A 24223-nucleotide genomic window follows, 5' to 3' on the forward strand; every position below is an offset into this window, starting at 1 on the left:
TCATGACGCCCGCCGCGCGGCGCGCGCTGGAGGCCGCCGGGCGGCTGTTCTACGAGCGGGGCATCCATGCCGTGGGGGTGGACACGATCGCCGCCGAGGCGGGGGTGACGAAGAAGACCCTCTACGACCGCTTCGGCTCCAAGGAGCAGATCGTCGTGGAGTACCTCGCGGACCGCGACGAGCGCTGGCGGGCCTTTCTCGCCCCGTATCTGGAGGCCGTCCGGCCGGATCCGGCCGCCGGTGTCCTGGCGGTGTTCGAGGCCGCCCGTGCATGGGCGGCGAAGCGGAAGGCCAAGGGGTGCAGCATGGTCAATGCGCATGCCGAGATCAGCGATCCGGGCCATCCGGCGTACGGCATCATCACCGCCCAGAAGGCGTGGATGCTGGCGCTGTTCACGGATCTGGCCGAAGAGCTGACCCCGGACCGGGAAGCGGCCGGCCGGCTGGCCCGGTCGCTGATGCTGCTGCACGAAGGGGCGCTGGTCGCCCAAGGGATGGGCATCTTCCCGGACGCCATCGGCCAGGCCCGGGAGGACGCGCGGGAGCTGCTGGCGGGTGCGGGTGCGGGGCCGTCGGGGCGGTGACGCCGAGGGCCGGCCTTGCCCCGCCCGCCGGAAGCGCCGCGCCCCGGCCGTGGTCATCGTGACCGGCCGGGGCGAGGTGCGGGGGTTGACCGCCGGTGGGCGGGTGGCGGGCTCAGTGGGTGGGGTGGCTCATGGCCGGGCCCGTGTAGGGCGTCAGTGCCTTGGTCAGCGACGCCGTCGCCCCGTCGGCCGGTGCGGCCATGGCCAGATAGCCGTCGGGCCGGATGAGGAAGACGGCGGGGCCGTCCCCGTACGCGTCCCGGATGTGGCCGTCCGTGTCGACCAGGTCGGGGGCCGGGCCGCCGACACGGAACGTGCGGACCAACTCGACGTCCAGGGGCGGGAGTTCGACGTCGCCCAGTGCGAGGACGGTGAACTGCGGGCCGCGCAGGGCCTCGAAAAGGCGGGTGGGTGCGCCGGAGGCGGTGCGGCAGGGTGCGTCGGGGGCGCGGTTGCCGGCGCGGAGGGCGGTCTCGGGGAGGCCGGTGCGCAGTTCGGTCGTCAGCGGGCTGTCCGGGTAGCCGATGTCGAGCTGGTGCAGATCGCGGCCGCGGCGCATGGAGCGGGAGCGGAACAGGCGGGTGCTGGTGTCGAGGATGCGGGCGGCGATGGGGCGGCGTTCGGATTCGTAGGTGTCCAGGAGGGTGTCGGGGGCGCCGTGGCGCAGGACCTGGCCGAGCTTCCAGCCGAGGTTGTAGGCGTCCTGGACGCTGGTGTTCAGGCCCTGGCCGCCGGCCGGGGTGTGGACATGGGCCGCGTCGCCGGCGAGGAAGATCCGGCCGACGCGGAAGCGGTCGACCATGCCGACGCGCGGGCGGAAGACGGAGGACCAGCGCACCTCGCGGATCTGTTCGGCGGTCAGGTGGGTGTGGGCGGCGATCAGGGCGCGGACGGCGTCGGGTGAGGTGTCCGGCGTCCCCTCGGGAGACGTCGCGACGAAGGTCTGGAACAGGTCCGTGCGGGTGAGCGGCAGCATCATCGCGAAGCCGCCGCCGGGCGGCATCCAGCGGTGCCAGTGGTCCCGGTCGAGCCCGTCCACCCGGATGTCGGCGAGCACCGCGGCGCCCTCCTCCAGCTCCGGCCCGCTCATCCCGATGCCGAGCCCCCGGCGTACGGTGCTGCGCCCGCCGTCCGCGGCGACCAGATAGCGGGAGACGACGGTCCGGGTGCTGCCGTCGGGGAGGGTGAGGTGGGCCCGTACCGAGTCGGCGTCCTGGTCGAAGGCGGTCAGTTCGGCGCCGAAGAGGACGCTGCCGCCCAGGTTCTGGAGGTGCGCGTGGAGGATTTCGACGTTGCGCCACTGAGGGACCATCAGGGCGTTGGAGTACGGCGTGGACGGTGTCGGGTCGACGTGCTCCAGCATCTCGTGGCGGGAGGCGATCCGGCCGTCCTCCCAGATGGCCACGGGCGGGTAGCTGCCGCCGGCCGCGCGTATGGCCTCCAGCACCCCGAGGTCCTCGTAGACCTCCTGGGTGCGCGGCTGCAGACCGGTGCCGCGGGCGCCGGGGGAGAGGCGGTCCTGGCGCTCGACGACCAGGGCGTGCACGCCCCGCCGGGCGAGGTCGATGGCGAGGGCGAGGCCGGTGGGGCCCGCGCCGGCGATCAGAACATCGGCGGACGTAACAGCAGAAGCATCGCGAACGTCCTTAACGTTGTTAAGTTCCATGGCTCAAGGATCTGCTTAACGGTGTTAAGTTGTCAACATGGTTTCGCGCATCGACCGGAAACAGGTGGTGGACACCGCCCTGCGGCTGCTGAACGAGCTCGGCCTCGACGGGCTCACCCTGCGCCGGATCGCCAAAGAGCTGAACGTCCAGGCCCCGGCGCTCTACTGGCACTTCAAGAACAAGCAGGAGCTGCTGGACGAGATGGCCACCGAGATGTTCCGGCGGATGACCGCGTCGCTGGTGGGGGCGGTCGGCCCGGGGGGCGCCGGATACGGCCGGACCTGGCAGGACGCGCTGTTCGCCGCCGCCCGCGGGCTCCGCCACGAGCTGCTCCGCTACCGCGACGGCGGCAAGGTCTTCAGCGGAACGCGGATGACGGACGAGAGTTACGCCGGTCCGCTGGAGGGCATGCTGGGCCGGCTGGTCGCGGCGGGCTTCACCCTGCGCGAGGCGGCGCAGGCCTGGTGGACCGCGTACAACTTCACCATCGGCCTGGTCATAGAGGAGCAGTCGGTCCATCCGGACCCGCACGACCCGGCGGACCGCGACCCGGCCTACGACCTCGACGAGCGGCAACGCCGCATCGGCGAAAGCCATCCGCTCGCGGCCGCCGCCGGGCCGGAGATGTTCGGCGACATCGAGGGGGGCTTCGAGGCGGGGCTGCGGATCATCGTCGCCGGGATCGAGGCGGCGATGGGCCCGGGGGCGGCCGGGCGGGGCCGCTGACGTCCCGAGGGACGGGCCCCCGCCGCGCCGCCGCGGCGAGGGTCGTCCGTACGTCGCCGTCAGGGATCAGCCGGGCGTTTTTTCTCCCCCGGCGGTGCGGGAGCCCGGCCCCTGGGCGATCGCCCGCTTCAGCAGCGGAGTCAGCGGCCGCTCCACCCACCGGTGCAGCAGCCACGCCAGCACCAGCATCAGCCCCACCGTCAGCAGCAGGGTGGCGTACGACGGCAGCCCCGCGTCCCGGTGCAGGACGCGCACCACGACCCAGCCCAGGTGTTCATGGACGAGGTAGAAGGGGTACGTCAGCGCGCCCGCCACCGTCAGCCAGCGCCAGTTCATCCGGCGCAGACCCCCCAGCGCGACGGCCGCGACCAGGGCGAAGCCGAGCGTGACGACGGCGATGATGCCGGCCGTGGAGCGGTAGGAGAAGGCATGGACGGTGGGGGCGTGCCAGAGGCCGGCGACCGCGTAGTGCTGGCCGATCAGCCAGCTGACCAGGACTATCGCCCAGGCGATGGGATCGCGGGCCCCGTAGCGGTGCAGCAGGTACAGGCCCACGCCGCCGATGAAGAACGGCGCGTACTCGGGCATCAGGACGACGTTCAGGAACGGCTGGTGGGCTGCCTGGGCGAGCGCCGCCGCCAGGGTCCAGCCCGCACAGAAGAGGACGACCCGGCCGCGGGTGGCGCCGGGCAGGACCACGCAGAGCGCGAAGAGGGCGTAGAAGCGCATCTCGGCCCACAGGGTCCAGCAGACGCCGAGTACCCGGTTGACCCCGAGCGGTTGCTGAAGCATCGTCAGATTCGTCAGCACCTCGCTGGGGGTGAGCGCCTTGTAGGCGACCCAGGGGAGGGCGAAGACGAGCGTGACGAGCAGGATCGCGGCCCAGTACGCCGGATAGAGGCGGGAGATGCGCGAGGCGATGAAGGCCCGCAGGGTCCGGCCCCAGCCGCTGAGGCAGATGACGAAGCCGCTGATGACGAAGAAGATCTGGACGCCCAGGCAGCCGTAGGCGAAGTAGGGCGCCAGGGTGGGGAACTGGTGGGCCGGGGAGCCGCCCCAGGCCCCGGATATCTCGCCGCCGCGGCCCCCGTAGTGATAGGCCGCGACCATCAGCGCGGCCAGCAGCCGCAGCCCGTCCAGTGCGCGCAGCCGGGAGGAGCCGCCCTCCCGGCTGCGCGTGCGTATGGAGGGCGGGGTGCGCGGGGCCGGCGCCGCGGGCCGCGCGCCGGGCGTCACGTCGGTGGCGGTCATCCGAACGCGGCCCGCTTCTTCAGCCGCCGCTGCACGGCCCGCGCCCGGCGCGCGACCTTGCGTACGGTGGCATTGCGCGGGATGAACGCCAGCTGGGACGGGATCGCGCCGGGCAGCGCCAGCGCGGTGAGCCGGCGGCGCTTGAAGTAGCGCCAGGTGTGCTGGTCGAGACGGGTGGCGAGATAGCGCTCGGCGGCCGGCCGCAGATTCGGGTAGATCTGGTGCTGCATGGCGTAGCCGACGGCGGAGACCAGGTCGGCGATCTCCCGGGGCGTGGCGTACGGCCGCCCGTTCGGCTCCCCGAGGTCGGGCACCAGCGCGTCCGCGATCGTGACCGGGACGCGGTTGCTGTTCTGGTACGGGGTGAGCCGCTCCAGCAGCAGTGCGGTGCCCGTCCGCGCGGTCGGCAGGTCGTAGAAGGTGGCCGCGGTCAGCAGCGCGGTGGAGAAGCAGCCGACGACGAGCGCGGGCCGCATCCGCTGGTACAGGACCTCGGCGAGGACCGGGCTGTCCAGCACGGTCAGCTCGATGTCGAGCTTCTCGGCCTCCCGCTCCAGCAGCCGCGACCAGCGGGCCGGCGCGGACGGATGCGGCTTGAAGACGATCTCCCGGTGGCCGCGCTCGACGGCGCCGCGCACCATCCGCAGATGCAGGTCCTCCTCCTCTTCGGGCGTGAGGATGCCCAGCGCGGAGAGGTACTGGCCCAGCAGCAGGGCCGCCCCCTGCGGAACGGCCAACTCCGGGCTGTGATCGGCCAGTTCGGACAGCACCTTCAAGAAGGCGTCGGTCGGTACGGTCTCCGCCGGGACGTCGAACTCGGTGAGCAGGAGCGGGGTCAGGCCCGGCACCAGGTCCAGATGGAGCAGCCGGCCGATCCGGGTGCCGATCAGCGGGTCGAGCTTGTTGCGGGTGGGGCCGTAGCTCATCAGGCCGTCGGCGTAGACGTCGAGGGGCGCGTCCGGGAACACCTGCGCCAGCGCCATCGCCGGGTTGACCTGGATGGACTCGACGACCAGCTCGATGTCCGAGTCGCCCAGGCCCCACAGCAGCCGCAGATACCGCTCCCACAGCGGGGCGTCGTCCGCCCGCGGGGACCAGCCGCCGGGGTGGAACGGGCTGATCGTCTCGTTCCAGGACAGCACGCGGTCGAACCGGCCGCGCAGCCGGTCGAAGCCGGGCATGGTGTCCAGGGACGCGGTGGTCTCCGGGTTCGTGGCGTTGTTGCTGAGCAGCAGCAGACGGCGGTCGGCCGGCTCGAAGCGGTCGGCGTCCAGGGCGGCGGCGAGGGTCGCCGCGCCGTAGAGCGTGGACGCCATGAAGATCTGGGTGCGGGGCCGGTTGGGCATCAGGCGGCGACCTCCGCCGTCACAGGGCGGCGGCGCAGCCGCCGCAGCCGGGACGCACGCTGCACATCCATCGAATCCAGGGCTTCCTTCAGTACGTCCTGCGGCATGCGTTTCATGGCCGCGGCACTCATCGAACGCAATTTACGGGCGACCTGCGGTTCGAATCGTTCGATCGAACCGAGGTGGTGAGAAATGATCGCGCAATAGGTGCGCACCGCCTTCGGCAGAAGAAGATCCGCAGCACGGTCCTGTGCGGTTTCTTCGATCACCTGGTCGAAGGCGCGAATGAAGTCCAATTGCCGCACATCACCGATCTGGGTCAGGGAGGACGCCACCCCGCGCCGGTAGAAGACGCCGAGCAGGCCGACCACGGCCATCGACTTGGCCTCGCGGTGCAGCCGCCAGATCCACGGGCGGTCCTCCGCCGTGCGCAGCCCGTCCTTGAAATGCAGCACCCCGTCGTCCAGCAGCCTGCGGTGATAGATACCGGCCCAGGCGAAGGCGTAGTCGACGGAGGTGGAGCGGTCGGCGGGCAGGATCAGCTCGCGCGGGTCCATGACCACGCCGCGCCGGCCGTGCGGGACACGGTGGACGGTGCGGGCGCGGTTGGTGCACTGGACGTGGTCGGTGCGGACGAAGTCACACCCCAACTCCTCTATCGCGCCGAGGAGTTCGGAGAAGTAGCCGGGCGCGAGCCAGTCGTCGCCGTCCAGGAAGGTGACGTACTCGCCGCGGGCCTCGTCCAGGCCGGTGTTCCGTGCGGTGGCCAGGCCGCCGTTCCGTTCGTGCCGCAGCAGTCTGGCGCCCGGGAGCTCGCGCTCGGCGCGCGCAAGGATCTCCGGGGTCTCGTCGCGTGAACAGTCGTCGACGAGCAGGAATTCAAAGTCCTCGCGGGCATTTGCCGCCAGGCTTTTCAGGGTGTCGGGCGCGTATGTCTGCACGTTGTAGAACGGCACGATGACGGAGAGCTTAACCACCCGGGTGACGTTAGGTGCGGAGCCGGCATTCGTCTTTAAGTGCTCCGGACCTCAGGGTGAACGAAGAATGTCGGGATGGTTAACCAGGCCGATAAGTGAGCCGGTTCGCCATTCGTCGACCCGCTGTTAACCCTTTGTTGCGGCCCAGTTGGCCCGCCAAACGGAATGCCTTCCTAGCGTCTTCGACGTGCCATCACGTACCGCTTCTACGCCGCGCGTCGCCGTACTCGCCGACTCGGACACCCGGTGGAAATGGGGCGCTTTGACAGCGTACCGAATCCAACCGGACATCCGGCTCGACGGGTATCTGCTCCGCGGCCGCGCCACTCCCACGGTCCGCCAGCTCGATGAGGTCGGCGCCCGTGCGGACTCGCTGCGCGAAATCAGGGGCATCGACTTCGTCCGCACCATCGCGCGGGATGCCGACGACGGTAGTGGATACGACGTCGTGGTGCTGGCCTGCGTAGGCGGCGCGGTGCAAGCCATGCTGCACGGTCTCGCCCGCGCCTGGCGGACGGCCGCCACCCGCCCCGTGGTCGTCACCGGCTACGTCGGCGTGGTCTACGAGAAGCTCGCCGACGGGCTGCTGCTGCGGCACGGCGCGGACGTCGTCCTCGCCAACTCCCGGCACGACGCGGACCGCTTCCGCGACGTCTACCGGGGCGTCGGCGCCGACGACAGCAGCATCGTCGAATGCGCCCTCCCCTTCCTCGGCGGCGAGCCGTACACCGGCCAACACGACCCCTACACCGTGGTGTTCGCCGCCCAGCCCTCCGTACCGGAGAGCCGCAACGACCGGACCTACCTGCTGCGCCGGGCGGTTGAGCACGCCCGCAAGCACCCCGACCGCGAGGTGCTGATCAAGCTGCGCAGCAAGCCCGGCGAGCACACCACGCACATCGAGGAACTCCCGTACCAGAAGCTCGCCGCCAAGGCGCCCGGCGGACTGCCCGCCAACTGCCGCCTGGTGTACGGGAACATGGGCGAGGTCCTGGACCGCACCGACCTGATGGTCACCGTCAGCTCGACCGCCGCCCTGGAGTCGCTGCACCGCGGCATCCCCACCGCCGTCCTCACCGACCTCGGCATCCGCGAGGCGCTCGGCAACCACTCCTTCCTCGGCTCCGGCTGCCTGGCCTCCTGGGACGAGCTGGACGCGGGCCACCGCCCGGAGCCCGACGCGGACTGGCTGGCCCGGCAGGGCGTCGCCGCCGACGGCCCGTACGAGAAGGCCTTCGATGCGGCCCGCGCCCGGGTCACCGAGCTGCGCGAGGCCGGCCACCTGCCGCCCCTCACCCCGTACTACACACCCCGCACCGCCCCCGGCTATCTCCCCGGCATCCTCGCCCGGCACGGCCTGGACCCGCACGGCGAGCCGATCGCCGGCCACGCGGACGCCCCCGAGGAGACCGGCGGACTGCGCCGGGTCGCCCGGGAGACCGTCCGCGAGGCCGCCCGCGGCGCCTACCGCCACGGCGTGCAGCGCGTCGCCCCCGCCATCCGCCGCTGGGGGCAGCTGTGACCGCCCACCCTCCCTCAGCCGCCGCCGGGCCACACCCCCGGCCCACGAACGCCGGCACCCGTCCGACCAAGGAGTCCGCAATGCCACCCACTGTTGTGGCCGTCATCCCAGCCCGTGGCGGATCCAAGGGCGTCCCCGCCAAGAACCTCGCCGCCGTCGGGGGCGTGCCCCTGGTGGCCCGCGCGGTCCGCGCCTGCCGCGCCGCCCGGCTGGTGACCGATGTCGTGGTCTCCACCGACGACGCCGGGATCGCGGCCGCCGCCCGCGGCGCCGGAGCGGTCGTCGTACGGCGCCCCGGCGACATCGCGGGCGACACCGCCACCAGCGAGGCCGCCGTGCTGCACGCCATGGACGCCTACGAGGCGGAGCGCGGCACCACGGTCGACGCGGTGCTCCTGGTCCAGTGCACCAGCCCCTTCCTCGTCCGCGAGGACATCGACGGGGTGGCCGCGGCGGTCGTCGAGGACGGCGCGGACAGCGCGCTGACCGTGGCGCCCTTCCACGGCTTCGTATGGCGCGCCGACGAGTACACGGCCGACGACGCGGGCATGGGCGGCACGCTGCCCACCCAGCCCGCCACCGCCCGGTCCGCCCGCGACGCCCAGCCGGGCACCGCCGCCGCCCCGGCCACCGTCACCGCCGCCGGCGGCTACGGCGTCAACCACGACAAGACCTTCCGGCCGCGCCGCCAGGACCGCCCCCAGGACCTGCTGGAGACCGGCGCCGCCTACGCCATGGACGCGGCCGGCTTCCGCGCCAGCGGCCACCGCTTCTTCGGCCGGACCGAACTCGTCCGCACCGACCCCGCCCGGGTGCTGGAGATCGACGATCCCCACGACCTCGCCCGCGCCCGCGCGCTCGCGCCGCTGCTCGACGCCCCGAGCCCCGACGCCCTTTCCGGTGCCTCCTCCACCCACCTCCCGGCCATCGACGACATCGACGCCGTCGTCCTCGACTTCGACGGCACCCAGACCGACGACCGGGTGCTGATCGACGCGGACGGCCGGGAGATCGTCGCCGTACACCGCGGCGACGGCCTCGGCATCGCCGCGCTGCGCCGGGCCGAACTGAAGCTGCTGATCCTCTCCAGCGAGCAGAACCCGGTCGTCGCCGCACGGGCCCGCAAGCTCCAGGTGCCCGTCCTGCACGGCATCGACCGCAAGGACCTCGCCCTCAAGCAGTGGTGCGAGGAGACGGGCACCGACCCCCAGCGGGTCCTCTACGTCGGCAACGACGTCAACGACCTGCCGTGCTTCGACCTCGTCGGCTGGCCGGTCGCGGTCGCCGGGGCACACGACGTGGTGCGCGGCGCCGCCCGCGCGGTCACCGCGACCCCCGGAGGCAGCGGCGCGATCCGAGAGATCGCCGGCTGGCTCCTGGGCCCCTCCCTGTAAACCGCCCCCGACCCAGCACACCCCTTAAAGCCACCTTCACACCCCTTATCAACACGAAGGAATCCTCCCCATGAGCAGCAACTCCCGCCTCCGCACCCTCGGCGACCGCGAGGCCGGCCCCGGCCGCCCCGTCTACGTCACCGGCGAGATCGGCATCAACCACAACGGCGACCTGGAGAACGCGTTCGCGCTGATCGACGCCGCCGCCGACGCCGGCTGTGACGCCGTCAAGTTCCAGAAGCGGACCCCGGAGATCTGCACCCCGCGCGACCAGTGGGAGATCGAGCGCGACACTCCCTGGGGCCGGATGACCTACATCGACTACCGCCACCGCGTGGAGTTCGACGAGGACGGCTACCGCGCCATCGACGAGTACTGCAAGAAGCGCGGCATCGCCTGGTTCGCCTCCCCCTGGGACGTCGAGTCCGTCGCCTTCCTGGAGAAGTTCGACGTGCCCTGCTACAAGGTCGCCTCCGCCTCGCTGACCGACGACGACCTGCTGCGCGCCCTGCGCGCCACCGGCCGCACCGTCATCCTCTCCACCGGCATGTCGACCCCCAAGCAGATCCGCCACGCGGTCGAGGTCCTGGGCAGCGACAACATCCTGCTCTGCCACGCCACCAGCACCTACCCGGCCAAGGCCGAGGAGCTCAACCTGCGCATGATCAACACCCTGCAGGAGGAGTACCCCAACGTCCCGATCGGCTACAGCGGCCACGAGACCGGCCTGCAGACCACCCTCGCCGCGGTCGCCCTCGGCGCCACCTTCATCGAGCGCCACATCACCCTCGACCGCGCCATGTGGGGCTCCGACCAGGCCGCCTCCGTCGAGCCCGGCGGCCTGTCCCGCCTGGTCCGCGACATCCGCACCATCGAGGAGTCCCTCGGTGACGGCGTCAAGAAGGTCTACGAGTCCGAGCTCGGCCCGATGAAGAAGCTGCGCCGCGTCGCCGGTGTGGTGGCCGAGGCCGAGGCCGAGTCCGCCGACCGCGAGCCGGCCTCCGTCTGACCGCCTGGCAGACAGGAGTTCCAATCGTGAGCTCACCTGAAGGGACCCACGCCGCGCCCGCCACGCCCGGCGCCGGGGTCCCGCCCGAGGAGACGTCGGGTACTCCCGCCCGCCGTCTCCTCGGGGTGCCCCGGCAGCGCAACCGGACCGCACCCCATGGCGACGACGAAAACGAAGAAAGAGGGGCACTTGTGGACACCGGCACCCTCGCCTTCGTGGAGAGCCCGGTACAGCTGCTGAACGTCCTGGAATGGGCGCACGCCGCCACCGCCACCGCCCTCACCGTCGTCGTGCTCTCCCCGCACGACCCGATGACCCGCGGTCAGCTGCGCCGGATGGCCGAACTCGCCCGCGACGAGGGCCACACCGTCCGCTGGGAAGAGGCCCGCGGCGGCCCGACCGCCCCGATGCGCACCATCGGCGGTCTCACCCCGCTCCTGCGCCGCGCCCGCCGCATCGTCCTCGGCGACCCCTTCTCCCGCTACGTGCAACTCCTCCTCACCCTCACCAAGGCACGCGACCTCGTCGTGGTCGACGACGGCACCGCCACCATGGAGTTCATCGGCCAACTCGCCCGCGGTGAGAGGCTGGTGCGCTGGCACCGCCACGGCACCGGACGCGGCGCCCGCGACCTGATCTTCGCCCCCTTCTCGGCCACCGCCCGCCGCCGCCTCACCCCGGCACCCGAGGGCGGCCGGCGACGCCGCGCCATCGGCCTCTTCAGCTCCATGCCCGTGGAGGTGCCCCCCGGCGTCCAGGTCACCGCGAACGACTTCGCCTGGACCCGCGCCCGCTTCGGCCCGCCCCGCCTCACCCGCGGCACCGACATCGTCGGCACCTCGCTCGTCGAGACCGGCGTGGTCGACGCCGACCGCTATCTGGAGGCCGTACGGGCCCTGGCCCGCACCCACGGCGCCACCCGCTACTTCGCGCACCGCCGCGAGAGCACCGACAAACTCCGCCGCCTCGCCACCGAGACCGGCCTGGAGGTCGTACGCCCCGACCTCCCCCTCGAACTGATCGCCCGCCGCGGCCCCATCGGCCGCCTCATCCTCAGCTTCCCCTCGACCGTCGTCCACACCCTGCCGCTCGCTCTCCAGGGCACCGAGGTGAAGGTCGCGGTCTGTGACATCGACCCCGCCTGGCTCACGGCCGGCGCCTCACCCCGCGCCCAGGGATTCCTGGACGGCGTGACCGGCACCGCCCGCGATGTCCAGCGCCTGCAGTTCACCCGCACCGTGGCCACCGGATGAGACCGGACGAGGACCGACGGGACCGGACGAGACCGGGCGAGAACCGACGCGAACGGATGAGAACGGCCACCGCCACCGAAGGCCCGGCCACCGGACGAAACCAACCTTCATACCCCTCCCGCCGACCATCCATGCACCAACCGGGCTGATTTTCGTCCCCTGACGGGCTGAACTTTTGTTGATCCAGGGACAGTTGCCCCGCCGGGGCCCGTAACCTTCCACGGGTGAACCAACTGATGTCCCCCGATGCCGCCGCCCTCGCCCAGCTCCCCGGTACGCTCCCCGACACCCTGTTCACCGACCTCATCGCCTTCCGCCGGGATCTGCACCGGCACCCCGAGCTCGGCAACCAGGAGCTCCGCACCACCGCGGTGATCAAGGAGCGCCTCGAACAGGCCGGACTGCACCCCCGCGTCCTGACCACCGGCACGGGCCTGATCTGCGACATCGGTACGGCACCGGCCGCGGGGGAGGGGACGGAGCAGGATCTGCTCGCCCTCCGCGCCGACATCGACGCGCTTCCCATCCCCGACACCAAGACCGTCGGCTACGCCTCCACGGTCCCCGGCCGCGCCCACGCCTGCGGCCACGACGTGCACACCGCCGTCGTCCTCGGCGCCGGCCTCGTCCTGGCCGAGCTCGCCCGCAAGCAGCGGCTGCCCCGCCCCGTACGCCTCCTCTTCCAGCCCGCGGAAGAGGTCCTCCCGGGCGGCGCCACCGACGCCATCGAATCCGGCGCCCTGGAGGGCGTCGGCCGCATCCTCGCCGTCCACTGCGACCCGCGCGTCGACGCCGGACGGATCGGACTCCGTACGGGAGCGATCACCTCGGCCTGCGACCGCCTGGAGGTCGAACTGGACGGCCCCGGCGGCCACACCGCCCGCCCCCACCTGACCACCGACATGGTCACCGCCGCCGCCCGCGTCGCCCTCGACGTACCGGCCCTGATCTCCCGCCGCGTGGACGCCCGCGCCGGCCTCGCCGTCACCTGGGGCCGCCTCGACTCGGGCCACGCCTGCAACGTCATCCCCCAGCACGCCGAGCTCTCCGGCACCGTCCGCTGCCTCGACCTCGACGCCTGGCACCAGGCCCCCGACCTGGTCCACGCCGCCATCGACGAGACCGCCACCCTGCACGGCGCCAAGTCCCAGATCAACTACGTCCGCGGCGTCCCGCCCGTGGTCAACGAACCGGCCAGCACCCAGCTCCTCCAGGACGCCATGACCGCCCGCCGTGGCCTCCACAGCGTCGAGGACACCGAACAGTCCCTCGGCGGCGAGGACTTCTCCTGGTACCTCGAGCACGTACCCGGCGCCATGGCCCGCCTCGGCGTCCGCCGCCCCGGCACCCGGCATCAGTACGACCTGCACCGCGGCGACTTCGACGTGGACGAGGAGGCGATCCGGGTGGGCGTCGAGCTGTTCACCGCGGCGGCGCTCCTCGACCCGGAACTCTCGGCCTGACCCCGTATCCGAGCCGCCCCGCCCCCTTGGCCGTCGCGGTGGCGGGGGAAGTGGCCGCTGTAGTCGGGGAGTTGGGAGTTTCCGGCGTGCCGGTCGGCCCGTCTCGTTCCCGCCGGTCGGCGACTTCACCTCGCCCAAGGCCAAGGCGCCGCCGCCCCCCCCAGCCGTGCGAGGCCGTACCGGGCTCACCGGTGCGCTGGCTCCGCACCCGCTCGCCGCGCCCCGGCGACCGCGCCAAGCGCGCTCGGGACGCGGGGCGCGGCGCCGGTGGACGTTCTGCAGGCGGACGATCACCGGAGGCCGGGAGCGGGGTCCGGGCGGCGGGCGCCGGCGCGGGCGGAGCGGGGGAGACCGGATGGCGCGGACCGGCCTCAGGGAATGCCGGCCCGCGGCTCCGCCGGGCGGATCGAGAGCGCCGCTTCCCGGGGCTCCGCGACGTGATCTTGAGTGTGGGCCCGGCCGCGGCCCTGCCTCCGGCCTCGCCATATGCCCCGTGACCGGCGGTCGCCGACCCGTTACGGCGGGCCCCTTCGCGACGAATCGATAACGTCCACGCAGTGGAGGGTTTTGCGCCGGGTCTACGCGCGTTAATCTCCCGACAGTCGGCGCCGATGGAGGCGCCACGAGTCGAAGGGGCCCTCGTGCACCGGGTATCCAAGATCGTTGCCGCGGGCATTGCCACCGCGGCCCTCACGCTTTCGCTGAGCGCCTGCGGCGAGTCGTCCACCGAGTCCGGTGGCAAGGACAAGGGCGTCGGGCTCGCCTTCGACGTCGGCGGCCGGGACGACCACTCGTTCAACGAGGCGGCGGCTCGTGGCGTGGACAAGGCCGAGAAGGACCTCGGCGTGAAGTCCAAGATGATGACCGCCAAGAACGGCGAGACCGAGGCGGACCGCGAGCAGCGGCTGTCCTCGCTGGCCGAGGCCGGCTACAACCCCGTCATCGGCGTCGGCTTCAACTACGGCAAGTCCGTCAACAAGGTCGCCAAGCAGTTCCCGAAGACCACCTTCGGCGTCGTCGACTCCGCCTCCCAGGCCAAGAACGTCTACGGCATGGTCTTCGCCGAGAACGAGGCCTCCTACCTCGCCGGTGTCGCCGCCGCCCTGAAGAGCAAGACCCACAAGGTCGGCTTCATCGGCGGTGTGAACAACGCGCTGATCCAGAAGTTCCAGGCCGGCTTCGAGCAGGGCGTCAAGGACACCGACGCCAAGACCAAGGTCACCTCCGAGTACCTCTACGCCAACGACGACAAGGGCTTCAACGACCCGGCCGCCGCGAAGGGCAAGGCCAAGGGCATGCTCGACGCCGGTATCGACGTCATCTACACCGCGGCCGGCCAGTCCGGCAACGGCTCGATCGAGACGGTCGCCGGCAAGAAGGGCACCTGGGCGATCGGCGTCGACTCCGACCAGTACCTGCAGCCGGGCCTGGCCCAGTACAAGGGCTCGATCCTCACGTCGGTGATGAAGAACGTCGACGTGGCGGTGTACGACCTGGTCAAGAGCGTGCACGACAAGAAGCCGCTGACCGGCAACAAGAGCTACACGCTCAAGGACGACGGCGTGCGGCTGTCCACCTCGGGCGGCTTCATCAACGACATCCAGGCCAAGATCGACGCGGCGAAGAAGAAGATCGCGTCGGGCCAGGTGAAGGTCAGCGACACCCCCGCCAAGTAGTAGGGTCCTGCCGGCCCGGCGCAGCGGCCACCACGCCGCCGCGCCGGGCCCGCTCGCCGGAGAAACCCGGCAGCTTTTCGGCTTTTTTCGGCGTCAACACTACGCGCGTAGCGCGGAGTTGACGCGATATCGTCACCTCCCCGCTCCTCCGTACCACTCCCTGTCCCCCCGAGGAGAGTGCGCCATCAAAGCGTCCAGCAGTCCCCAGGCACACAGCGCCCCCGCCGCGGCACCGGCGGTGGAACTCCGCGGGATCACCAAGCGGTTCCCGGGAGTCGTCGCCAACCACGACATCGACATCACCATCCACCGCGGCACCGTGCACGCGCTGGTCGGCGAGAACGGCGCGGGCAAGTCCACGCTGATGAAGATCCTCTACGGCATGCAGAAGCCGGACGAGGGCACCATCGGCATCGACGGCGACCAGGTCAGCTTCCACAGCCCGGCCGACGCCATCGCCCGCGGCATCGGCATGGTCCACCAGCACTTCATGCTCGCCGACAACCTCACCGTCCTGGAGAACATCGTTCTCGGCGGCGAGAAACTGCACGGCATCGGCGCCAAGGCCCGCGCCGAGATCCTCAAGATCTCCGACCGCTACGGCCTCGGCGTCCGCCCCGACGTCCTCGTCGAGGACCTCGGCGTCGCCGACCGTCAGCGCGTGGAGATCCTCAAGGTCCTCTACCGCGGCGCCCGCACCCTCATCCTCGACGAGCCGACCGCCGTCCTGGTCCCCCAGGAGGTCGACGCGCTCTTCGACAACCTGCGCGAACTCAAGGCCGAGGGCCTGACCGTCATCTTCATCTCCCACAAGCTGGGCGAGGTGCTCTCGGTCGCCGACGACATCACCGTCATCCGGCGCGGCACCACCGTCGCCTCCGTCGTCCCCAGCGAGACCACGCCCAAGCAGCTCGCCGAGCTGATGGTCGGCAGCGAGCTGCCCTCGCCGCAGACCCGTGAGTCCACCGTCACGGACGTGGAGATGCTGAAGGTCGAAGGGCTGCGGCTGACCACCGCCGACGCGGAGGGGGTGGAGCGCACCGTCCTGGACGATGTGTCGCTGACCATCCACAAGGGCGAGGTCCTGGGCATCGCGGGTGTGGAGGGCAACGGCCAGGCCGAGCTCGTCGAGGCCATCATGGGCATGCGCGACCCCGACGGCGGCACCATCACGCTGGACGGCATCGACATCAGCCATCTGCCCACCCGCACCCGGCGCGAGGACGGCATCGGCTACATCCCCGAGGACCGCCACCGGCACGGCCTGCTGCTGGAGGCCCCCCTGTGGGAGAACCGCATCCTGGGCCATGTCACCCAGAAGCCCAATGCCAAGAGGCGGCTGCTCGACCTGAAGGGCGCCCGCGCCGACACCGAGCGCATCGTCGCCGAGTACGACGTCCGCACCCCCGGCATCGAGGTCACCGCGGCCTCGCTCTCCGGCGGCAATCAGCAGAAGCTGATCTTCGGCCGGGAGATGAGCCACCACCCCAAGCTGCTGATCGCCGCGCACCCCACCCGGGGCGTGGACGTCGGCGCCCAGGCGCAGATCTGGGACCAGATCCGCACCGCCCGCCACGAAGGCCTCGCCGTACTGCTGATCTCGGCCGACCTGGACGAGCTGATCGGCCTGTCCGACGGCCTGCGGGTGATGTACCGCGGCCGGCTCGTCGCGGACGCGGACCCCGCCACCATCACCCCGGAGGAGCTGGGCTCGGCCATGACCGGAGCCGCCAGCGGCCACCTCACCCATTCCGACAGCGACTCCGCCGCGGACTCGCAGCCGCGCTCGTCCCAGGAGGGGGAGTCCGAGTGAAGAAGCTCGACAAGAACAAGCTGATCCTGGGCATCGCCGCGCCCGTTCTGGCGATCGTCGCGGCGCTGGCCATCACCTCGGTGATCATCCTGGCCACCGGCAAGGACCCGATCCACGCCTACACGGTGATGGCCGACTTCGGCTCCAAGAGCGACAGCCAGGTCTGGATCATCAACAAGGCGATCCCGTACTACCTGTCCGCGCTGGCCGTCGCCATCGGCTTCCGGATGAACCTCTTCAACATCGGCGTCGACGGCCAGTACCGCATCGCGGCGTTCTTCGCCGCGGTGGTCGGCGGTGCGCTGACGCTCCCCGGCTTCGTCCAGATCCCGATCATCATCATCGTCGCGATGCTGGTCGGCTCGGTCTGGGCGGGTATCGCGGGCCTGCTGAAGACCACCCGCGGCGTCAGCGAGGTGATCACCACGATCATGCTGAACGCCATCGCGGCCGCGGTCATCGGCTACTTCCTCCAGGACGGCCGGCTCGCGGTCAAGGACGGCAACCTCTTCCACACGCCGAACCTCCCGGCCTCCAGCCACTTCTTCACCATCCCCACCACGCCCGCTCCCATCGACGGCTTCCTCGTCATCGCCGTCGTCGTCGGCTTCGCGTACTGGTTCGTGCTCAACCGCACCCGCTTCGGCTTCGACCTCCGTACGGTCGGCCAGTCCGAGTCCGCGGCCGAGGCGGGTGGCGTCAGCGTCAAGCGGATGATCATCACCTCCATGCTGCTGTCCGGCGCCGCGGCGGGCCTGATCGGCATGCCGACGCTGCTCGGGTCCTCGTACAACTACGGCACCGACTTCCCCATCGGCATCGGCTTCACCGGCATCGCCATCGCGCTGCTGGGCCGCAACCACCCGGTCGGGATGGCCGCCGGCGCCCTGCTGTGGGGATTCCTCGAGCGCACCGGCACCCAGCTGGAATTCGAGGACTACCAGCAGGAGATCGTCGGCGTGATGCAGGGCGTCATCGTGCTGTGCGTCGTCATCGCCTACGAACTCGTGCGGCGCTACGGCCTCAGACTCCAGCAGCGGCAGGTCGGCGAGCAGCTCGCCGCCCAGGCCCGTAAGACCGAGAAGGCGGAGGTGTCCTCGTGAGTACGAATCTCACGGCTCCGGTCGACCAGAGCCCCAGCCACCATCACAAGCCCAAGGCCCGCCGGACCAAGCTCAGCTATCCCAAGGTCCTGCTGATCATCTCGGGCGGCCTGATCCTGCTGTCCCTGCTGCGGGTCGTCACCGGCGCCAACAACCTGACCGAATCCGGCCAGTACACCGCCGCGCTCAACGCCGCCGTGCCGATCGGCCTGGCCGGCCTCGGCGGTCTGTGGGCCGAGCGCTCCGGCGTGATCAACATCGGCCTCGAAGGCATGATGATGCTCGGCGCGTTCTCCGCGGGCGCGGTCGGCTGGCAGCACGGCCCCTGGGCCGCGGCGCTGGCCGGTGTCGTCGGCGGCGCGCTCGGCGGACTGCTGCACGCGCTCGCCACCGTCACCTTCGGCGTCGACCACATCATCTCCGGCGTCGCCATCAACATCATGGCGCTCGGCCTCACCCAGTTCCTCGCCAAGCTGTGGTTCGGCGCGGACGGCAGCGCGGCCGCGGCGGCCGGCGGCAACGACAAACAGTCGCCACCGATGCCCGACATGCCGACGTTCACCGTCCCCGGCCTGTCCGACTGGCTCTACTCCGTCGAGCAGCACCACTGGTTCCTGGTCTCCGACCTGGCCGGCATCGCCGGCTCCCTGGTCACCAACGTCTCCTGGCTGACCGTGGTGACCGCCGTCATCTTCGTGCTCACCTTCTTCGTCCTGTGGCGCTCCGCCTTCGGTCTGCGGCTGCGCTCCTGCGGCGAGGGCCCGATCGCGGCCGAGTCGCTGGGCGTCAACGTCTACCGCTACAAGTACGCGGCGGTGGTCGTCTCCGGCGCGCTGGCCGGCCTCGGCGGCGCGTTCCTCGCGATCTACGTGCACATCTACCAGGACGGCCAGACCGGCGGCCGCGGCTACATCGGCCTCGCCACCATGATCTTCGGCAACTGGCGGCCGGGCGGCGTCGCCATGGGCGCCGGCCTGTTCGGCTTCATGGACGCGCTCCAGCTGCGCGGCGGCGGCCCCACCGTCCACGCGCTGCTGCTCCTGCTCGCCGTGCTGCTGGTCGGCCTCGCGGTGTGGAAGCTGCGCGGCGGACAGCGCACCCAGGCCGTGATCAGCCTGGTCGCCGCCGCGCTGCTCGCCCTCTGGTACGCCACCACCGACACGGTCCCGCTGGAGATCGTCGGCGTCGCCCCGTACATCGCTACGCTGCTGGTGCTCTCGCTGGCCGCGCAGCGACTGCGGCCACCGAAGGCCATCGGCAAGATCTACCGAAGAGGTCAAGGCAAGTGAGTGAGCGCAGCGAGCTGACCGTGGAGAGGTGCGCGCCGAGCGAGTGCGAGGCCCCGCGAGTCGAGGTATCGGCATGAGCACAGCTCCCGACTGGGAGTCGCTGCGGACGCAGGCCCGGGACGCGATGTCCCGGGCCTACGCCCCTTATTCCGGCTATCCCGTGGGCGCCGCCGCCCTGGTGGACGACGGCCGCACGGTCACCGGCTGCAACGTCGAGAACGCCTCCTACGGCCTCGCGCTGTGCGCCGAATGCGGTCTGGTCTCCGCCCTGTTCGCCGGTGGCGGCGGCCGGCTGACCGCCTTCACCTGCGTGGACGGCGCCGGCGAGCTGCTCGTCCCGTGCGGCCGCTGCCGCCAGCTGCTGTACGAGCACGGCGGCCCGGACCTCCTGGTCGACACGGCCGCCGGAATCCGGCCGCTGTCCGATCTTCTTCCGGACGCATTCGGGCCGGGCCACCTGACGCGATGACGGATGCTGGCCGCCTCCCGTTCTATGCGTGTAGAACGGGAGGCGTCACGTTCCTCGTACGAGGTTCGAGGTACGCATTCCGCAAGCCCGAAAGGAAGTGCCACGCCCCATGGACGTCATCTCCGTCATCCGCACCAAGCGCGACCGCGGCGAGCTGACCCCCGATCAGATCAACTGGGTCATCGACGCCTACACCCGCGGCGAGGTCGCCCACGAACAGATGTCGTCCCTGGCCATGGCCATCTTCCTCAACGGCATGAACCGCACCGAGATCGCCCACTGGACCGCCGCCATGATCGCCTCCGGCGAGCGCATGGACTTCTCGTCCCTGGCCCGCCCCACCGCCGACAAGCACTCCACCGGCGGCGTCGGCGACAAGATCACCCTGCCGCTGGCCCCGCTCGTCGCCGCCTGCGGCGCGGCCGTCCCCCAGCTCTCCGGCCGGGGCCTGGGCCACACCGGCGGCACCCTCGACAAGCTCGAAGCCATCCCCGGCTGGCGCGCCCACCTCTCCAACACCGAGATGCTGGACGTCCTGCACTCCGCCGGCGCCGTCATCTGCGCCGCGGGCGACGGCCTCGCCCCCGCCGACAAGAAGCTCTACGCGCTCCGCGACGTCACCGGCACCGTCGAATCCATCCCCCTCATCGCCTCCTCCATCATGTCCAAGAAGATCGCCGAGGGCACCGGCTCCCTCGTCCTGGACGTCAAGGTCGGCTCCGGCGCCTTCATGAAGCACCTCGACGACGCCCGCGAACTCGCCGCCACCATGGTCGAGCTGGGCAACGATCACGGCGTACGGACCACGGCCCTGCTCACCGACATGGCCACCCCGCTCGGCCGCACCGCCGGCAACGCCCTCGAAGTCCGCGAATCCGTCGAGGTCCTGGCCGGCGGCGGCCCCGCCGACGTGGTGGAGCTGACCCTGGCCCTCGCCCGCGAAATGCTCGACGCGGCGGGCCTCAAGGACGCCGACCCCGCCAAGGCCCTGGCCGACGGCTCCGCCATGGACCACTGGCGCCGCATGATCACCGCCCAGGGCGGCGACCCCGACGCCCCCCTCCCCGTCGCCCGCGAACAGCACACCGTCACCGCCTCCGCCACCGGCACCCTCACCACCCTCGACGCCTACGCCGTGGGCCTCGCCGCCTGGCGCCTGGGCGCCGGCCGCGCCCGCAAGGAGGACCCGGTCCAGGCGGGCGCGGGCGTGGAACTGCACGCCAAGCCGGGCGACGCGGTCACGGCCGGCCAGCCGCTGTTCACCCTGCACACCGACACCCCCGAGAAGCTTCCGTACGCCCTGGAGGCACTGAACGGCGCGGTGCTGGTCGGCCCGGCCGACGCGGACTTCACCGCCTCGCCGGTGGTGCTGGAACGTATCGGCTGAGGCGGCCGACGGCGCCCGAGCCCTCCAGGGCAGGGCGCCACCGCCGTGCTCGTCCTCGGCGCGCTCGGCCTGGCCCCGCGCGTGCTCCGGGCCACAGGCGTCGGCTTCGCCGCCGGGCGCTTCGGCGCCGGCCGTGTTTCTCGTGTGGGTGAAGGATGCCCGCGGCCTGCCGCGTGCCCCGTCCGGCGTGGTGGAGTCGGCCGCGTACCGACAAGAGGAGGGCCCGGTGAAAGAACTGACCGTGGACCACTACCTGGTGGCGGGCCGCGAGTGGGATGCGCTCGTCAGGCTCTGGGAGGACGTCGAGGCCCCTCCCGGCTGCATGGTGGAGATCGTGGACGGCATCGTCACCGTCGCTCCGCCGCGCGACAACCGGCAGAACCTGATCGCCGGCGACCTCGGCCGTGCGCTGTACGCGGTGATCCCGGAGGACCGGGGGGCCTACCAGAAACTCGCTCTTGCGGTCCCTGAACGCCATGGGCTCTATCTCCCCAACCTCGTGGTGGCCCCGGACGCCGTGGTCCGCGGGGCCGGGTACGTCATCCCCGCCGCGGCGGCCGAACTCGTCGTCGAGATCACCGCGAAGACCTCCGCGGTCCACGACCGCGTCCACAAGCCCGCCGGTTACGCCTCCGCAGGCGTGCCCCGTTACCTGCTCATCGACCCCTGGGCACCAGGCGGCCCGGCCATCACCCTCCACAGCGAGCCCGAGAACGCTCGCTACCACACCGTGAGCGCCGTACGGCCCGGCGAGCCGCTCCACCTCCCCGAGCCGTTCGGCATGACCATCGACACCGCATGCTGGGGACGGGACCGGCCCGACGGTCGCCGGTAGACACGACGAAGGGCGCGCCCCACCAGGACAGGTGGCGGGGCGGGCCCTTCGGGTTCGTGCGGGCGGCTAGGCCGCCTTCCCCAGGTGTGCGCGGTGGATCAGCCGCCGCTCGACGACCGCCTTGCGCGTCGCGTACAGGGTGATCGACGCCGCGCCGACCATCGCCACCAGGCCCAGGACGACGGTGCCCTCCCAGCCCGCCGCGTGGAAGGCCGCGGCGCCGAGCGCGCCGCCCAGGCTGCTGCCGACGTAGTAGGAGCACTGGTAGAGGGCCGAGGCCTGGGCGCGCGCCGTCTTGGCCGTGCGGCTGACGGCCGACGAGGCGACCGCATGGCCCGCGAAGAAGCCCGCGGTGATCAAGATCAGGCCCGCCAGGACCGCGGCGACGGAGTCGGCGAGCGACAGCAGCAGGCCCGTGGAGGTCGCGCCCACCGCCAGGTACAGCGCGCCGCGCCGGCCCAGCCGGGCGACCAGTCCGCCCGCCGCGGCCGAGGAGACCGTACCGACCAGGTAGACGATGAAGATCGAGCCGACGATGCCCTGCGGGAGGTTGAACGGCTCGGAGGTCAGGCGGTAGCCGATGACGGTGTAGACCGCGCCGAAGACCGTCATGAAGAGGGCGCCGATGGCGTAGAGGCGGCGCAGCAGCGGGTTGGCCAGGTGGCCGCCGAGGGTGCGGGCCAGCGCCCGCGGGCCCACCGAACGGGGCACGAAATGCCGGGCCTTGGGCACCAGCAGCCGGAACGCCACCGCGCACACCACCGCCATCACACCGACCGCGGCGAGCCCGGCCCGCCAGCCCCAGGCCTGGGCGACCCAGCCGGTCACGATCCGGCCGGACATCCCGCCGATGCTGTTGCCCGCCACGAACAGTCCGATGGCCGCCACCAGCGCCTTGGCGCGTACCTCTTCCGCCAGGAAGGCCATCGCCGAGGCGGGCAGCCCCGCCAGCGCGACACCCTGCACGCCGCGCAGCGCGATCAGCACCCCGAGGGAGGGCGCGAAGGGGATCAGCATCGCGATCAGCGCCGCGATGGAGAGGGAGGCGGTCATCAGCGCCCGGCGGCCGAAGCGTTCCGAGACGGCGCTGAGCGGGATCACGCCGAGCGCCAGACCGAACGTGGCCGCCGATACGGTCCAACTCGCCTGGTCCGGCGAGACATTGAGGTCGCTGGAGATCGCCGGCAGCAGCGCCTGCGTGGAGTACAGGAGCGCGAAGGTGGCGACTCCGGCGGCGAAGAGGGCGAAGCTCATCCGGCGGTAGCCGGGGCCGCCCGGACGCAGCTTGCCGGACTCGGGGTCGACGGCGGCGGCTGCGGGGGAAGAAGTGTCGGTGGACGACTGGGGAGAGGCGGCCGTACGGGTGGTGACGGACGCCCCGGTATCAGCGGGAGGCATGCTTCGAAGGTAGGACTCTCCGCTTCATGCGTCCAATGCATAGAAACGGCATAATCAATGCTGTGACGCATGATCCCAGTTCACGACCTGCTCTGTCGCAACCTCGCAACAGAAAAGACATGCCGGAAGTGGCGCAGGCCACTGATCTTGGAGCGAATTCCTGGGCGTACGCGCTCGCGCCGCGCCTCGCCCAGTTCACCGCGGTGGCCCGGCACGAGCATGTCACCCGCGCCGCGCAGGAGCTGGGCATGCCCCAGTCGACCCTCAGCCGCGCCCTCGTCCGGCTGGAGGAGGAGCTGGGCGTCGCCCTCTTCGCCCGGCACGGCCGTACCCTCTCCCTCACCCCGGCCGGACGGGCCTTTCTCGCCTCCGCAGAGCGGGCGTTGACGGAGCTGGAGCGCGCCACCGACTCGGTTCGCGCCGATGCCGACCCCACCGCCGGCAAGGTCGCCTTCGGCTTTCTGCACACCCTCGGTTCCGAGACGGTCCCCGGACTCATCCGCACCTTCCGTGCCGACCATCCGCGGGTCCGCTTCCAGCTCGTCCAGAACTACGGCGAGGCGATGATCGAACGACTGCGGGCCGGCGACCTCGATCTCTGCCTGACCTCACCGGTGCCGGACTATCCCGACCTGGTCGCCCGCCGCCTCGACGAGCAAAAGCTCCGCCTCGTCGTCCCGGACGACCATCCGCTCGCCGGGCGCAAGCGGATCCGGCTGGCGGAGGCGGCGGGCGAGCTGTTCGTCACCCTCGAACCGGGCTACGGGCTCCGCCGGATCACCGACGCGCTGTGCGCCGAGGCGGGCTTCACACCGCGCGTCGCCTTCGAGGGCGAGGAGGCGGAAACGCTGCGCGGCCTGGTCGCGGCGGGGCTGGGCGTGGCCCTGCTGCCACCGCCCGCGGTACCCCGGCCCGGCGTCGCCGAACTGACGGTGACCGCCCCGCGCGCGGTCCGCGAGATCGGCGTGGCCTGGCTGGACGGACACCCGGACACCCCGCCGGTGGCCGCGTTCAAGAAGTTCCTGCTGAGCCGGCGGGGGGTGCTGCTGCCTCGGTGAGCG

At 71.6% G+C, this 24223-nt stretch carries 20 protein-coding genes; 15 read left to right on the forward strand and 5 right to left on the reverse strand.

The genetic code is table 11. The features are described from left to right. The first annotated feature begins 2 nt into the window (after positions 1 to 2). Complete coding sequence (locus AC5677_RS24320) at positions 3 to 584, forward strand: TetR/AcrR family transcriptional regulator (protein ID WP_497196736.1); 582 nt, start codon at positions 3 to 5, stop codon at positions 582 to 584. Positions 585 to 696: 112 nt separating this feature from the next. Here AC5677_RS24320 and AC5677_RS24325 read toward each other — a convergent pair whose 3' ends face one another. Beyond that, complete coding sequence (locus AC5677_RS24325) at positions 697 to 2250, reverse strand: FAD-dependent monooxygenase (protein WP_497190043.1); 1554 nt, start codon at positions 2248 to 2250, stop codon at positions 697 to 699. 37 nt (positions 2251 to 2287) lie between these two features. Here AC5677_RS24325 and AC5677_RS24330 point away from each other — a divergent pair, with 37 nt between their 5' ends. Beyond that, the gene (locus AC5677_RS24330) at positions 2288 to 2977 is read left to right on the forward strand and encodes a TetR/AcrR family transcriptional regulator C-terminal domain-containing protein (RefSeq protein WP_497190044.1); all 690 of its coding nucleotides are present in this window, start codon (positions 2288 to 2290) and stop codon (positions 2975 to 2977) included. 66 nt (positions 2978 to 3043) lie between these two features. Here the strand turns inward: AC5677_RS24330 and AC5677_RS24335 are convergent, their stop codons facing one another. Genes AC5677_RS24335 through AC5677_RS24345 form a run of 3 tightly spaced genes read right to left on the reverse strand, consistent with a single transcriptional unit; the run spans position 3044 to position 6551 of the window. Beyond that, on the reverse strand, positions 3044 to 4228 hold the full coding sequence (locus tag AC5677_RS24335) for an acyltransferase family protein (RefSeq protein WP_497190045.1): 1185 nt from the start codon (positions 4226 to 4228) through the stop codon (positions 3044 to 3046). Continuing rightward, positions 4225 to 5574: an alpha-2,8-polysialyltransferase family protein gene (locus tag AC5677_RS24340; protein WP_497190046.1), complete on the reverse strand. Its 1350-nt coding sequence runs from the start codon at positions 5572 to 5574 to the stop codon at positions 4225 to 4227. Before AC5677_RS24340 ends, AC5677_RS24335 begins: the two co-directional genes overlap by 4 nt. After that, positions 5574 to 6551 carry a glycosyltransferase family 2 protein gene (locus AC5677_RS24345; RefSeq protein WP_497190047.1) on the reverse strand — a complete coding sequence of 326 codons (978 nt, stop codon included), beginning with the start codon at positions 6549 to 6551 and terminating at the stop codon, positions 5574 to 5576. The genes AC5677_RS24340 and AC5677_RS24345 overlap by 1 nt, the downstream gene beginning before the upstream one ends. A 187-nt stretch (positions 6552 to 6738) precedes the next feature. Between AC5677_RS24345 and AC5677_RS24350 the strand changes: the two genes are divergently transcribed. The 12 genes from AC5677_RS24350 to AC5677_RS24405 all read left to right on the forward strand — a co-directional run bounded on the left by AC5677_RS24350 (position 6739) and on the right by AC5677_RS24405 (position 21764). Next, a complete protein-coding gene (locus AC5677_RS24350) occupies positions 6739 to 8073 on the forward strand; it encodes a DUF6716 putative glycosyltransferase (protein WP_497190048.1) in 1335 nt (444 codons plus the stop codon). Positions 8074 to 8153: 80 nt separating this feature from the next. Beyond that, positions 8154 to 9467: a cytidylyltransferase domain-containing protein gene (locus AC5677_RS24355; RefSeq protein ID WP_497190049.1), complete on the forward strand. Its 1314-nt coding sequence runs from the start codon at positions 8154 to 8156 to the stop codon at positions 9465 to 9467. A gap of 70 nt (positions 9468 to 9537) precedes the next feature. Next, the gene (locus tag AC5677_RS24360; protein WP_497190050.1) at positions 9538 to 10476 is read left to right on the forward strand and encodes an N-acetylneuraminate synthase family protein; all 939 of its coding nucleotides are present in this window, start codon (positions 9538 to 9540) and stop codon (positions 10474 to 10476) included. 26 nt (positions 10477 to 10502) lie between these two features. Further along, a complete protein-coding gene (locus AC5677_RS24365; RefSeq protein ID WP_497190051.1) occupies positions 10503 to 11729 on the forward strand; it encodes a hypothetical protein in 1227 nt (408 codons plus the stop codon). A 236-nt stretch (positions 11730 to 11965) separates the two neighbouring features. Further along, entirely contained in the window at positions 11966 to 13192 is a 1227-nt protein-coding gene (locus AC5677_RS24370) for an amidohydrolase (protein WP_497196737.1), read from the forward strand. Between the two features lie 641 nt (positions 13193 to 13833). Next, the gene (locus AC5677_RS24375; RefSeq protein ID WP_497190052.1) at positions 13834 to 14868 is read left to right on the forward strand and encodes a BMP family lipoprotein; all 1035 of its coding nucleotides are present in this window, start codon (positions 13834 to 13836) and stop codon (positions 14866 to 14868) included. A gap of 184 nt (positions 14869 to 15052) precedes the next feature. Continuing rightward, complete coding sequence (locus tag AC5677_RS24380) at positions 15053 to 16681, forward strand: ABC transporter ATP-binding protein (protein ID WP_497196738.1); 1629 nt, start codon at positions 15053 to 15055, stop codon at positions 16679 to 16681. Further along, positions 16678 to 17784, forward strand: coding sequence for an ABC transporter permease (locus AC5677_RS24385; protein ID WP_497190053.1), 1107 nt, complete (start codon positions 16678 to 16680; stop codon positions 17782 to 17784). The genes AC5677_RS24380 and AC5677_RS24385 overlap by 4 nt, the downstream gene beginning before the upstream one ends. After that, the gene (locus AC5677_RS24390; protein WP_497190054.1) at positions 17781 to 19073 is read left to right on the forward strand and encodes an ABC transporter permease; all 1293 of its coding nucleotides are present in this window, start codon (positions 17781 to 17783) and stop codon (positions 19071 to 19073) included. Before AC5677_RS24385 ends, AC5677_RS24390 begins: the two co-directional genes overlap by 4 nt. A 73-nt stretch (positions 19074 to 19146) precedes the next feature. Further along, the gene (locus AC5677_RS24395; RefSeq protein ID WP_497190055.1) at positions 19147 to 19542 is read left to right on the forward strand and encodes a cytidine deaminase; all 396 of its coding nucleotides are present in this window, start codon (positions 19147 to 19149) and stop codon (positions 19540 to 19542) included. A 109-nt stretch (positions 19543 to 19651) separates the two neighbouring features. Next, positions 19652 to 20929, forward strand: a complete 1278-nt coding sequence (locus tag AC5677_RS24400; RefSeq protein ID WP_497190056.1) for a thymidine phosphorylase — start codon at positions 19652 to 19654, stop codon at positions 20927 to 20929. Between the two features lie 226 nt (positions 20930 to 21155). Next, positions 21156 to 21764: a Uma2 family endonuclease gene (locus AC5677_RS24405; protein ID WP_497190057.1), complete on the forward strand. Its 609-nt coding sequence runs from the start codon at positions 21156 to 21158 to the stop codon at positions 21762 to 21764. Between the two features lie 66 nt (positions 21765 to 21830). Here AC5677_RS24405 and AC5677_RS24410 read toward each other — a convergent pair whose 3' ends face one another. Continuing rightward, the gene (locus AC5677_RS24410) at positions 21831 to 23162 is read right to left on the reverse strand and encodes an MFS transporter (protein WP_497190058.1); all 1332 of its coding nucleotides are present in this window, start codon (positions 23160 to 23162) and stop codon (positions 21831 to 21833) included. A gap of 119 nt (positions 23163 to 23281) precedes the next feature. Between AC5677_RS24410 and AC5677_RS24415 the strand changes: the two genes are divergently transcribed. Continuing rightward, positions 23282 to 24220: a LysR family transcriptional regulator gene (locus tag AC5677_RS24415; protein WP_497190059.1), complete on the forward strand. Its 939-nt coding sequence runs from the start codon at positions 23282 to 23284 to the stop codon at positions 24218 to 24220. Positions 24221 to 24223 lie beyond the last annotated feature (3 nt).

The organism is Streptomyces sp. JLSY215 (assembly GCF_059682825.1).

Coding starts and splice junctions, on each gene's coding strand:
- AC5677_RS24320 (WP_497196736.1), top strand. CDS start 3: ATGACGCCCGCCGCGCGGCGCGCGCTGGAGGCCGCCGGGCGGCTGTTC.
- AC5677_RS24325 (WP_497190043.1), bottom strand. CDS start 2,250: ATGGAACTTAACAACGTTAAGGACGTTCGCGATGCTTCTGCTGTTACG.
- AC5677_RS24330 (WP_497190044.1), top strand. CDS start 2,288: ATGGTTTCGCGCATCGACCGGAAACAGGTGGTGGACACCGCCCTGCGG.
- AC5677_RS24335 (WP_497190045.1), bottom strand. CDS start 4,228: ATGACCGCCACCGACGTGACGCCCGGCGCGCGGCCCGCGGCGCCGGCC.
- AC5677_RS24340 (WP_497190046.1), bottom strand. CDS start 5,574: ATGCCCAACCGGCCCCGCACCCAGATCTTCATGGCGTCCACGCTCTAC.
- AC5677_RS24355 (WP_497190049.1), top strand. CDS start 8,154: ATGCCACCCACTGTTGTGGCCGTCATCCCAGCCCGTGGCGGATCCAAG.
- AC5677_RS24360 (WP_497190050.1), top strand. CDS start 9,538: ATGAGCAGCAACTCCCGCCTCCGCACCCTCGGCGACCGCGAGGCCGGC.
- AC5677_RS24370 (WP_497196737.1), top strand. CDS start 11,966: ATGTCCCCCGATGCCGCCGCCCTCGCCCAGCTCCCCGGTACGCTCCCC.
- AC5677_RS24395 (WP_497190055.1), top strand. CDS start 19,147: ATGAGCACAGCTCCCGACTGGGAGTCGCTGCGGACGCAGGCCCGGGAC.
- AC5677_RS24400 (WP_497190056.1), top strand. CDS start 19,652: ATGGACGTCATCTCCGTCATCCGCACCAAGCGCGACCGCGGCGAGCTG.
- AC5677_RS24410 (WP_497190058.1), bottom strand. CDS start 23,162: ATGCCTCCCGCTGATACCGGGGCGTCCGTCACCACCCGTACGGCCGCC.
- AC5677_RS24415 (WP_497190059.1), top strand. CDS start 23,282: ATGCCGGAAGTGGCGCAGGCCACTGATCTTGGAGCGAATTCCTGGGCG.